11 protein-coding genes are annotated in these 12,171 nt (G+C 42.8%); all 11 read left to right on the top strand.

Annotated elements, in window-relative coordinates:
• Positions 1-39: 39 nt before the first annotated feature.
• The 11 genes from WJR50_RS05375 to WJR50_RS05325 all read left to right on the top strand — a co-directional run bounded on the left by WJR50_RS05375 (position 40) and on the right by WJR50_RS05325 (position 12,094).
• Positions 40-2,430, top strand: a complete 2,391-nt coding sequence (locus WJR50_RS05375) for a heavy metal translocating P-type ATPase (protein ID WP_341292208.1) — start codon at positions 40-42, stop codon at positions 2,428-2,430.
• 130 nt (positions 2,431-2,560) lie between these two features.
• Positions 2,561-2,731, top strand: a complete 171-nt coding sequence (gene ccoS, locus WJR50_RS05370) for a cbb3-type cytochrome oxidase assembly protein CcoS (protein ID WP_341292207.1) — start codon at positions 2,561-2,563, stop codon at positions 2,729-2,731.
• A 6-nt stretch (positions 2,732-2,737) separates the two neighbouring features.
• Positions 2,738-4,909: a cytochrome-c oxidase, cbb3-type subunit I gene (gene ccoN, locus WJR50_RS05365; protein WP_341292206.1), complete on the top strand. Its 2,172-nt coding sequence runs from the start codon at positions 2,738-2,740 to the stop codon at positions 4,907-4,909.
• Between the two features lie 73 nt (positions 4,910-4,982).
• On the top strand, positions 4,983-5,183 hold the full coding sequence (locus WJR50_RS05360; RefSeq protein ID WP_341292205.1) for a CcoQ/FixQ family Cbb3-type cytochrome c oxidase assembly chaperone: 201 nt from the start codon (positions 4,983-4,985) through the stop codon (positions 5,181-5,183).
• A 6-nt stretch (positions 5,184-5,189) separates the two neighbouring features.
• Positions 5,190-6,107, top strand: a complete 918-nt coding sequence (locus WJR50_RS05355; protein ID WP_341292204.1) for a cbb3-type cytochrome c oxidase N-terminal domain-containing protein — start codon at positions 5,190-5,192, stop codon at positions 6,105-6,107.
• A gap of 68 nt (positions 6,108-6,175) precedes the next feature.
• Positions 6,176-7,594, top strand: a complete 1,419-nt coding sequence (ccoG, locus tag WJR50_RS05350) for a cytochrome c oxidase accessory protein CcoG (RefSeq protein WP_341292203.1) — start codon at positions 6,176-6,178, stop codon at positions 7,592-7,594.
• 148 nt (positions 7,595-7,742) lie between these two features.
• The gene (locus tag WJR50_RS05345) at positions 7,743-8,177 is read left to right on the top strand and encodes a FixH family protein (protein ID WP_341292202.1); all 435 of its coding nucleotides are present in this window, start codon (positions 7,743-7,745) and stop codon (positions 8,175-8,177) included.
• A 2-nt stretch (positions 8,178-8,179) separates the two neighbouring features.
• Positions 8,180-8,887 carry a sulfite exporter TauE/SafE family protein gene (locus tag WJR50_RS05340; protein WP_341292201.1) on the top strand — a complete coding sequence of 236 codons (708 nt, stop codon included), beginning with the start codon at positions 8,180-8,182 and terminating at the stop codon, positions 8,885-8,887.
• Positions 8,888-8,902: 15 nt separating this feature from the next.
• Positions 8,903-10,270, top strand: a complete 1,368-nt coding sequence (gene hemN, locus WJR50_RS05335) for an oxygen-independent coproporphyrinogen III oxidase (protein WP_341292200.1) — start codon at positions 8,903-8,905, stop codon at positions 10,268-10,270.
• 134 nt (positions 10,271-10,404) lie between these two features.
• Entirely contained in the window at positions 10,405-10,740 is a 336-nt protein-coding gene (locus tag WJR50_RS05330; RefSeq protein WP_341292199.1) for a DUF6787 family protein, read from the top strand.
• A 169-nt stretch (positions 10,741-10,909) separates the two neighbouring features.
• A complete protein-coding gene (locus WJR50_RS05325; protein ID WP_341292332.1) occupies positions 10,910-12,094 on the top strand; it encodes an aspartate aminotransferase family protein in 1,185 nt (394 codons plus the stop codon).
• Positions 12,095-12,171 lie beyond the last annotated feature (77 nt).

The raw sequence follows: 12,171 nt of genomic DNA, 5'->3' as shown, positions 1-12,171 counted from the left end.
CTAGGGACCTTAGCAGCAGAAATATATTCTAAGGTGATTATGGCCGAAACATTAGAGAAAGAGAAATGCTATCACTGTGGTGAGGATTGTGAAGACGAAATCATAGCATTTGATGAGAAGACATTTTGCTGTCAGGGATGCAAAACGGTATATGAGATATTAAATGCCAGCGATTTATGTCAGTACTATGATCTGGAAAATAACCCTGGTATTCAGCTAAAAAACCCTGGCAGACTGGAAAAATTTGCTTTCCTTGACCATGAGGAGATCAGCGCCAAATTGTATGACTTTCAGGATGGTACCCTCAAAAAAATAAGCTTTTACATCCCTGCCATTCACTGCAGTTCCTGCATCTGGCTGCTGGAAAATCTGTACAAACTGAGGGAAGGTATTTTACACTCCAGTGTACAGTTTCTGAAAAAGAGAGTAAGTATCACCTTTGAAGAAGATAAGATTACACTCCGGCAGCTGGTTGAGCTGTTAACTTCCGTAGGTTATGAGCCGGAAATTTCATTAGCCGATGGTAAGAAAGAGAGCAAAAAGAATATAGACCGTAGCCTGGCCATCAAGATAGGAATTGCCGGATTTTGTTTTGGTAATTCCATGCTGCTGAGCTTACCCGAATATCTGGACACAGATTTTTCACTTACCAAAGACTATCAGGTCTTTTTTGGCTATATCAACCTCTTTCTGGCCCTGCCGGTATTCTTTTACGCAGGTTCCGATTATCTGATTTCTGCCTGGAAAGCTATCCGATATCGCTTCATCAACATAGATTTTCCTATTGCCCTGGGTATGCTGGCTTTCTTTTTTCGTAGTACTTACGAAATCGTGATGCAACTGGGCCCCGGTTATATGGACTCGCTCAATGGGCTGATTTTTTTCATGCTGATTGGTAAATGGTATCAGAGCAAAACCTATCAGGCGCTTTCTTATGACCGTGACTATGCTTCCTACTTCCCTATTGCTGTTACTAAAGTAAATAGTGGTAGGGAAGAGAGTGTGGCACTGAGAGATCTACAGATCGGTGACAAGATCATGATCCGGAACCAGGAACTCATCCCTGCCGATGCAATTCTGCTGAAAGGAGACGCCAACATTGACTATAGCTTTGTCACCGGTGAATCTGTACCTGTCTCCAAAAACAGTGGGGATCTGCTCTATGCCGGAGGGCGGCAGGTAGGTAGCACGCTCACCATTGAAATACAGAAACCAGTAGAAAACAGCTATCTAACAGACCTGTGGAACCAGGAAGTTTTCAGCAAACAAAAAACTTCCCAGCTTACCTCTCTGGTCAATTCTGTGAGTAAATACTTTACCGCAGTGATACTGCTGATCAGTGCTGTTACTGCTATTTATTGGTATTTTCAGGATAGCAGCCAGATTCTTAATGCAGTAACTTCAGTGCTCATCATTGCCTGTCCCTGTGCCCTGGCACTTTCCGTACCTTTTACTTTTGGCCATACCTTAAGGCTGTTCGGTAAAAAGGGGCTATACCTGAAAAATACTGAGGCAGTAGAGCAAATGGCGCGTAGCAGTGACATCATTTTTGACAAAACCGGTACCATTACGCAGTCCAAACCTCAGCATCTGAAGCTGGAAGGCGGTAGGCTGAATCAGTTGGAAAGTATGTGGCTTCGTTCAGTTGTCAGAAATTCTACCCATCCACTCAGCAAAACAATTTACCAGTCACTGGATGATCAGCTTCCTCTGGTCAAAACAGATGCTTTTGAAGAGATACCCGGTAAAGGAATTATTGCTTATGTGGATGGAAACAAACTACTCCTCGGAGCAGAGTCATTCGTAACAGGGCAAGTATCCACTGAAAAGCGAACTACAAGAGTGTACATCAGTATCAATGGAGAGGTAAAAGGATATTATGAATTTGAAAACCTGTACCGTGAGGGTTTTAATGAACTGATGTTATCACTAAAAGACAAGTACAAACTCCATATGCTATCGGGCGATAATGAGCGGGAGAGGGTAAAGCTACAACCTTATTTTGACCATTTATATTTCAACCAGTCACCTCTCAATAAGCTGGAATATCTGAAATCATTGGATGAAGAACAAAAGCAAACAATAATGATAGGAGATGGGCTTAACGATGCAGGAGCGCTAAGGCAAAGCAAACTGGGAATCGCGGTAGCAGATAATATCTATCATTTCTCTCCTGCCTGCGATGCTATTCTGGATGCCCGGCAGTTCAAAAAACTGTACAAGTTTCTTTGCTTTTCCAAGACCAGCCTGCGCATTGTGAAAGCAGCTTTTCTCTTCTCATTCATTTACAATATCATCGGATTGAGCTTTGCGGTGAGTGGTATGCTGACCCCTCTGATTGCTGCCATACTGATGCCGGTAAGTTCGGTCAGTGTGGTCAGTTTTATTACACTGGCAGTAAATTGGGCAGGTCGTAGAGCTTTTAAGTAGATAGGACAGGTTTTGTTAGGCCATCAGGTTTAATGTTTCTAAAAAGCTGACATATATCAGTTTTTTCCCTGACACCTATCATTTCTACTCCTACGCCCAGATAGTTTCTTTGTGTATAAATGATGAAATCATGAGTGCAATATTTCTTCTTATCGGAATTAGTCTTCTTGTAGCCATAGGCTTCTTGATTGCCTTTCTCTGGGCTACCAAGAGCGGACAGTACGATGACGACTATACTCCTTCCGTACGAATTCTGTTTGACGAAGATCAGTCTAAAAATAATCAATCAAATACTAAGTAATCGGATATGTCAACAAGTGTTAAGACTAAATCGGAAGCTGATCTCAGGCTTCAATCAGAGCAGCTTGAAACATTCTACTATGACAATGCCATCGTAAGAATGTTTGCTATGGCTACAGTGATCTGGGGCCTGATCGGAATGCTGGTAGGACTCTATGTAGCTCTTGAACTGGTTTTTCCTCAGCTCAACCTCGGCTTACAGTATGTGACTTTCGGGAGAATTCGCCCTCTGCATACCAATGCCGTCATCTTTGCCTTTGTAGGAAATGGAACATTTACTGGCCTGTATTATTCTTTACAAAGGTTATTAAAAACAAGAATGTATAGTGACCTCCTCAGCAAAATTAATTTCTGGGGTTGGCAGCTGATCATTCTTTCTGCTGTTCTTACGTTACCATTCGGCTTTACTTCAAGTAAGGAATATGCAGAACTGGAATGGCCTATTGATATTGCAATCGCTGTAATCTGGGTAATTTTTGGCTGGAACATGTTTGCCACTATTCTGAAAAGAAGAGAGCGTCACTTGTACGTAGCCATCTGGTTTTACATCGCTACTTTCGTTACTGTAGCGGTACTTCACCTGGTGAACAACTTTGAGTTACCAGTTACTTTTATGAAAAGCTACTCCTGGTACGCGGGTGTACAGGATGCCCTGATTCAGTGGTGGTACGGACACAATGCGGTGGCTTTCTTTTTGACGACTCCGGTTCTAGGACTGATGTACTACTTTGTACCCAAGGCCGCTAATCGCCCTATCTACTCTTATAGATTATCCATTATACACTTCTGGGCGCTGATTTTCATCTATATCTGGGCAGGACCTCACCACTTGCTGTACAATGCTTTGCCTGACTGGGCACAATCTCTGGGTGTAGTATTTTCTATTATGCTAATTGCTCCTTCCTGGGGAGGTATGCTGAACGGTCTGTTGACTCTTAGAGGTGCCTGGGATAAAGTGAGGGAAGAGCCTATCCTCAAATTCTTCGTGGTAGCCATCACCTGCTATGGTATGGCAACATTTGAAGGGCCTATGCTTTCGTTGAAAAACGTGAATGCTATCGCGCACTTCACCGACTGGATCATCGCCCACGTGCACATTGGTGGACTGGGATGGAATGGTTTTATGATCTTTGGTATGATGTACTACCTGATTCCTCGCCTGTACAGAACCCAGCTCTACTCTAAGAAACTGGCCAACATGCACTTCTGGATAGGTACCCTGGGAATTATCTTCTATGCTCTTCCACTGTACTGGGCTGGCTTTACCCAAAGTTTAATGTGGAAAGAATTTACTCAGGAAGGTCTGCTGGCTTATCCTAACTTCCTGGAAACAGTGACCCAGATCAAACCTATGTACATGCTACGTGCTGGTGGAGGTACCCTCTACATTACAGGGGTAATTATCATGATCTACAATATGGTCAAAACCATCTCCAATGGATCATTACTGAAGGATGAAGAAGCTCACGCAGCTCCTCTTTCAAAAAATTATCAGGGTCATAAAGGTGAGCACTGGCATAGAAGATTGTTTGAACGTCGTCCGGTAGCCCTATTATTCTGGAGTTTGATTGCAATCCTTATCGGTGGTTTGGTGGAAATGATTCCTACCTTCCTGATAAAATCTAACGTACCTACCATCGCCAGCGTACAGCCTTATACCCCACTGGAACTGGAAGGTCGCGATCTATACATCAAAGAAGGCTGTAATAACTGTCACTCACAGATGGTGCGTCCGTTCCGTTCAGAAACTGAAAGGTATGGTGAATATGCCAAAGCAGGTGAGTTTGTATACGATCACCCTTTCTTATGGGGCTCCAAACGTACCGGACCGGATTTACTTAGGGTTGGAGGTAAATACCCTGACTCTTGGCACTACCACCACATGCTTGATCCTGAATCTATGTCACCCGGTTCTATCATGCCCCCCTATCCGTGGATGTTTGAGCAGGACCTGGATGTGAGTAATCTGGCTGGTAAAATTGAAGCCATGCAGACACTGGGTGTCCCTTACCCCGAAGGCTATGCGGATGGACAGGCGCTGGAAGACCTGAATAAGCAGGCTGCGGCAATCGCTGCCAATCTGAAAGAAAGTGGCATTGAGGTAAAAGCAGATAAAGAGATCATCGCACTGATCGCCTACCTGCAACGCCTGGGAACAGACATCAAAGGAGAAAAATAAAATAGGTTACAGGTTAAAAGTTGAAAGTTAGATAAATCTGAAACTTTTAACCTTAAACTTTAAACTCAATAACATGCTAAAATTTATTAAATATCATATGGAGACCATCGCAGGGATTGAGATATATCCCCTGATCTCCTTCATCATCTTCTTTACTTTCTTTCTGTTGCTACTGATTTGGGTTATTAAGGCAGACAAGCAGGAAATAACAGAAATCGCAAGTCTCCCGCTGGATAATGAAACAGAGAGAAATCAACAGAACGATCTAAAATAATTTGACATGAAAAGACTGCTTCAATCTATCAACCCCGCGTTTAAGATCTGGCTGGGACTTAGCCTTTTCCCAATGGCTGCATTTGCCCAGGACAGCGCTTCTCAAAGCAGTTTTTGGGAAGCCAACGCTCAGGAAGTATTGGTATGGAGCGTACTGGCACTTGAGGTCATTATGCTTCTTGTAGTAATTACTATGTTTGTGGTTGTAAAGGTAATAGCAAACAAAGTGCTCAAGCCTGAAACTGCAGCTTCTATGAATGGAAGTGAGGTAGCCGCAGAACAGGAAGTTGATAAGACACTTTGGGAACGTATTCTTACCAAATGGAATGATGCCGTACCGGTAGAGCGTGAGGAAGAAGTAATGACTGACCATGAATATGATGGTATTGTAGAACTGGATAACAACCTTCCTCCCTGGTGGAAAGCTATGTTTTACATTACTATCATCTTTGGTGTAGCCTACCTGCTTCACTACCATGTATTTAGTACTGGAGATTTGCAGGGAGCAGAGTATGAAAAAGAAATGGCTCAGGCCAAAGCAGAAGTAGAAGCTTACCTGGCTACCGCAGGCAACAATGTGGATGAATCTAATGTAACCTTTGTAGAGGCTGAAGATCGTCTGGCTAACGGACAGGAACTCTATGTTCAGAAGTGTGCTCCCTGCCATGGACAAGCTGGTGAAGGCGGTGTTGGTCCTAACCTCACAGACAAATACTGGATTCATGGGGGTAGTATTAGCGATATCTTCCGAACCATCAAGTACGGTGTACCTGCCAAAGGTATGATTCCCTGGGAAAGCCAGTTATCCCCTACCGAGATGCAGGATCTTTCCAGCTTTATCATCACATTGGAAGGCAGCAATCCTCCTAATGGTAAAGAACCTCAAGGAGAACTGTACGAGCGGGATGAGATGGCATTGAATTGACAGTTAGAAAGAGCTTGCTAGGGCAGGCTCTTAGGCTGCTTCTATTGAAAATTTAAAGTGTAAGCAAAATGGCAGCAATTGATAAACAAAATGAAGAGGAAGTTTCCTTCCGCGACCGGATATCTACTGTAGATGCCTCCGGTAAACGGGTATGGATATATCCTAAAAAGCCCAAAGGAAAGTTTTACAATGCCCGTACTTTAGTCAGCATTGTACTTCTGGCAATACTGTTTGCTGGTCCTTTCATCAAGATTGATGGAGAACCTTTGCTTCTGCTTAATATTCTGGAAAGGAAGTTTGTCATATTCGGACAGATTTTCTGGCCACAGGATTTTTACCTCTTTGTGTTCGGCACACTGGTGTTGGTGGTATTTATCATACTTTTTACAGTCGTCTATGGCCGTATCTTTTGCGGTTGGGTTTGCCCTCAGACCATCTTTATGGAAATGGTTTTTCGCCGCATAGAGTATTGGATAGAAGGCGACTATACTGCACAACGTAAACTGGACAAGCAGGCCTGGAACCGGGAAAAAATCATTAAGAAAACTTCCAAACACCTGATTTTCTTTGCCATTGCCTTCCTCATTGGTAATACCTTTCTGGCTTACATTATTGGTATTGAAGAGTTAAAAAGCATAGTGACTGACCCACCTGCTGAGCATATAGGAGGTCTTACTGCTATGTTACTTTTCTCTTTTGCCTTCTACTTTGTTTTTGCCAAATTCAGAGAGCAGGTTTGTACCAATGTCTGCCCTTACGGCCGTCTGCAAGGTGTGTTGCTGGATCGTAAATCAGTTGTAGTTGCTTATGATTACAAAAGAGGGGAAAGCCGGGGCAAATTCAGAAAAGGTGAAAACCGTGATGATGTTGGAAAAGGAGACTGTATAGACTGCCATCAATGTGTACAGGTTTGCCCTACCGGCATTGATATCCGAAATGGCACGCAACTGGAATGTGTCAACTGTACTGCCTGCATAGATGCCTGCGATGACATCATGGAAAGAGTAGGCTTGCCCAAAAAGCTTATCCGCTATGCTTCTGAAGAAAATATTGCGGAAGGCAAAAAGTTTCACTTCACCGCCCGTAGCATTGCTTACTCTGTAGTACTGGTTTTATTAGCGGGGGTTTTGGGTGGCTTACTAGTCATGCGTACCGATGTGGAAACCAGTATTCTGAGAACGCCTGGCATGCTCTACCAGGATCAGGGGGATAACAAAATCAGCAACCTCTATAATATCAAGATCATCAATAAGACGAATGAGGATATGCCCATCCATCTGGAATTGCTGGAAGATAAGGGAAGCATTCAGATGGTAGGTAATGAAAATCTTTTTCTGGAAAAGCAGGGAGTAGCCGAAAGTGCTGTCTTCGTGATCTTTGACAGAAATGACCTTCAACAAATGAAAACCGAGATAGAGATCGGTGTGTATTCTGGTGAGGAACTGATTGAAAAAGTAAATACAAACTTTCTTGGACCAGCGAATTGAATGGTGTTGTAATGCGAAAGTGTTATTGTGTTACAGTAAAATGTTTCTTCACACCACATTTCTGTGCAACAATGCAAAACAAACCATAAAACTATAACACCATAATACTATCTCACCATAACACTAAGAACTATAACACTATAAAGAGATGAACTGGGGACATAAAATAGCTTTCGCATTTTCTGCTTTTGTGATATTCATTGTTTTTCTGGTTGTCAAAAGCTTCCAGCAGAATGTAGACCTGGTAGCAGAAGATTACTATAAGCAGGAAATTCAGTATCAGCAGCAGATTGATAAGATGAACAATACAAATGCGCTTAAGCAAAGCATTTCATTTGTACAGGAGAATCAACAACTTATGGTGCAGTTTCCTGAAGAATTAGGTCAAAAACCGGATGGAGAAATCAATTTCTTTCGTCCTTCTGATGCCCGCTTTGATGTAAGCACCAAGATAGATGTAGATTCCAATCTCCGTCAGTGGATACCTACCAGCGAACTACTCAAAGGTTACTACAAAGTAAAGGTAGACTGGACGGATGGAGAAAAAGAGTATTATGTTGAAGAATCCCTTTACATCAAATAGTCATGGGTTTTCTGTTCACCGCATTTGCAATCGGAGCCCTTGGCAGTTTTCACTGCATCGGTATGTGTGGTCCTATTGCTCTTGCGTTACCTGTACATAAGCATTTCAATAGTCACCGGCTGATGGGCAGTCTGCTTTATAATACCGGGCGCATCAGCACTTATGCTTTGATAGGTGCCCTCTTTGGGCTGCTGGGGCAAAGCTTTGTGATGGCTGGCTTCCAGCAATCGGTATCAGTAGCCTTAGGTGTACTGGTGATTCTGGGAGTGGCCCTTCCGGCTGCTTTTATCCACAAGCTAAGCCCTAACCATCTGATTTCTAAAGGAATTGCAAAAGTAAAGATGCGTATGCAAAATCTCTTTGCTATCCGCTCCTACCCTTCCATGTTCCTGATTGGCAGCCTTAACGGATTACTTCCCTGCGGTTTGGTGTATCTGGGCATCGCCGGAGCTACTGCCATGGGAAATCCTGCCGAGGGTGCTGCCTACATGCTGCTTTTTGGGCTGGGCACATGGCCTGTCATGCTGCTGGTAAGTTTTTTTGGTCAGTGGATCAGTCTGGGTATCCGTAACAAAATCAGGGCTGCTATTCCTTATATGGTAGTTGTCATGGGCGTGATCTTTATCCTTCGCGGACTCTCATTAGACATTCCTTTTGTCAGTCCCAATATTTCTACCGAGCAGCATGCCGGTATTGAAATCTGTCACTAAACTTATACCTCAGTCATGAATACTTCATTAATCCGAAAATATAATGTTCCCGGTCCCCGCTACACCAGTTATCCTACTGTACCCTATTGGGATGAAACACCTCCCACTGAAGATCAGTGGAAAGCTAAAGTTAAAGCTACTTATGAAGGGAATAAAGAAGAGGGTTTAAGCATTTACATTCACTTACCTTATTGCGAAAGTCTGTGCACCTACTGCGGTTGCAATACCCGAATCACGGTCAACCATGCTGTTGAAACGCCATACATAGATACTTTGCTCAAAGAGTGGCAAATGTATGTAGACTTATTAGGAGAGGCCCGACTGGAGGCACCCATTATTAAAGAAATACACCTGGGTGGAGGTACACCTACTTTCTTCAGCCCTGAAAATCTGAAGAGACTGATTCAGACAATTCTTGAAAGAGGAAAGTTAAGTCCGGAAGCCGAAATGGGCTTTGAGGCACATCCCAATAATACTACTGCCGAACATATGCAAGTGCTTTACGACCTGGGTTTTCGCAGGCTGAGCTTCGGCATACAGGATTTTGATCCGGAAGTACAAAAAATGGTGCACCGCATTCAGCCCTTTGAAAAGGTAAAGGAAGCTACCGAACTGGCCAGAAAGATTGGTTATACTTCCATCAATTTTGATCTGATCTACGGTTTGCCTCTACAAACCATAGACACCGTAAAAGATACCATTGAAAAAACACTACTGCTTCAGCCCGACCGTATTGCCTTTTACAGCTACGCCCATGTGCCTTGGCTAAAGCCTGCTCAGAAAAAGTTTGAGCAGTTTCTGCCTACGAACGAGGTAAAAAGACATCTCTATGAGTTGGGAAAAAACATGTTGGAAGAAAACGGATATCATGAGATTGGGATGGACCACTTTGCCAGTAAAAGCGATTCTCTTTACATCGCCAGCCAGCAGGGTAAACTGCACCGTAATTTCATGGGTTACAGCACCAATTCTACCAAACTACTGATCGGTTTGGGAGCTTCTTCCATCAGCGATACCTGGACGGCTTTTGGTCAGAACATCAAATCAGTGGAGGCTTACATGAAAAAAGTGAATGAGGGACATCTACCTGTTTACCGTGGGCATTTGCTGACCGCTGAAGACCTTATCGTCCGTCAGCATATCCTTAATCTGATGTGCCGCTTCCGTACTTCCTGGCATGATACAGAAGCTAATCATGAGATCTTACAGCTCGCTGCCGAGCGACTTTCTGAAATGACGAAAGATCGCATTGTGCATATAGAAGATCATTTTATAGAAGTTTCGGAAGCAGGTAAACCTTTTATCCGAAATGTTTGTATGGCATTAGATGCGCGCATGTGGAGGAATAAACCTGAATCCACGCTGTTCAGCACCACGATTTAATGATTGATGATTCATTCATCATCAATCACTGTTCATTATTCATTTATCATTAGAATGAAAAACTGACGATAATCATTTTATGTCCGCCATTATGTGCTTAGTTTTGACGTTCAAATTGGAGAACTACACTAGATATGAAAGAAGAAGTTATTGAAACCAAGACAGGTTTTTTAGCAAGACTACAGGAGAAGTGGGCACTGAATAGTATTTATCAGGTCTTGATTGTATTACTTGTCTTTTCACTCACCGGAAGCACAGTAGTATTTGTTCGCAAAGCTTTTTTCGGATGGATAGGCTTTGATGAAACTACCAGCATGTGGTTGAAAACGATAACCTACATCGCATTTGTAATGCCCGCCTATCAGTTTTTGCTATTGTTTTATGGGGCCATCTTCGGCCAGTTTACTTTCTTCTGGAACAAGGAGAAAAAAATGTTAAAAAGAATCCAAAAGGTATTTGTCAATGAGTAATATTCCTGGAAAAGTGATATAATTTTCCCCTGCCCTTATATCCCTTATTTTCACTGAAATTGTTCAATTCAATTACTCAAATGAATTCCTGAGTAATTTCATCGTTCGCGTGAAAATATTAAATTTGTACAAAATTAAGTGTTGAATGGGCGAAAATATTACCAGTAGTATTTCACAGCGTCAGCTTTTTCTGGATCATCTGGCTCAGACTACGCATTTTCCCTTAATGCTTGAAATTGAGCGGGCTGAAGGCATCTATATGTACGGGAAAGATGGGCAAAAGTATATTGACCTTATTTCCGGCATCGGGGTGAGTAATCTCGGACATCGTCATCCTGAAGTTGTAAAAGCTGTAAAAGAACAGCTTGACAAGTATATGCACCTGATGGTTTATGGTGAGTTTATACAGTCACCCCAGATCAAGCTTGCAAAAGCCCTTTCAAATACTCTTCCCGATCTCCTCAACACTTGCTATTTTGTAAATTCTGGCAGTGAGGCGGTAGAAGGTGCTATCAAACTCGCCAAAAGATTTACCGGACGTTACGAGCTCGTTTCCTGTGTAAACGCCTATCACGGCTCCACCCAGGGTTCATTATCAGTTTGTGGAAATGAAGGCTTCAAACAAGCTTACCGTCCACTGCTGCCCGGAGTAAGACATATTCACTTTGGAAATTATGATGAGCTTGAACAAATCACTGAACATACCGCCGCCATCATTATAGAAACTGTCCAGGGTGAGGCTGGTGTACGTTTAGCTAAAAAAGACTATTTTCAAATACTAAGAGAAAGGTGCTACCAAACTGGTACGCTGCTTATTCTGGATGAGATTCAGGCAGGCTTCGGCCGTACCGGCAAGTTCTGGGCTTTTGAACATTATGGTATAGTGCCTGATATTTTAGTTGCTGCCAAAGGTATGGGAGGTGGTATGCCGATTGGCGCTTTCATATCTTCCGCTGAGATTATGGGTACTCTGCGAGAGAATCCTATTCTGGGACACATATCAACATTCGGAGGCCATCCGGTAAGTGCTGCGGCATCTTTAGCAACCTTGAAAATTATTCAGAAAGAAAAACTTCACAAAGAGGTAGACCACAAAGCCAGTCTTTTTAAAAAATATCTTATACATCCCAAAATCAAAGAATTTCGCAACAAAGGGCTCATGATGGCGCTGGGCTTTGATTCGTTCCAAACCCTAAAGCCTGTCATTGACAAGGCTATTGAGCTTGGGGTACTTACTGATTGGTTTCTCTACTGCGATAATGCTATGCGTATCGCCCCTCCCCTGATCATTACTGATGATCAAGTTAAAGAATCTTGCGATATAATTCTACAGGCTATTGAAGATGCTGCATGAAAAAGCAATATCGTTAGTGGTTGTTTAACGATTCATTCATTTTATTCAACAACTCAAACCTAAGTCTTTACAGTACA

This window comes from Catalinimonas locisalis (assembly GCF_038039535.1).
In the GTDB taxonomy this organism is placed as follows: Bacteria; Bacteroidota; Bacteroidia; order Cytophagales; family Cyclobacteriaceae; genus Catalinimonas.
This window is presented reverse-complemented; position numbering and strand designations above follow the sequence as displayed.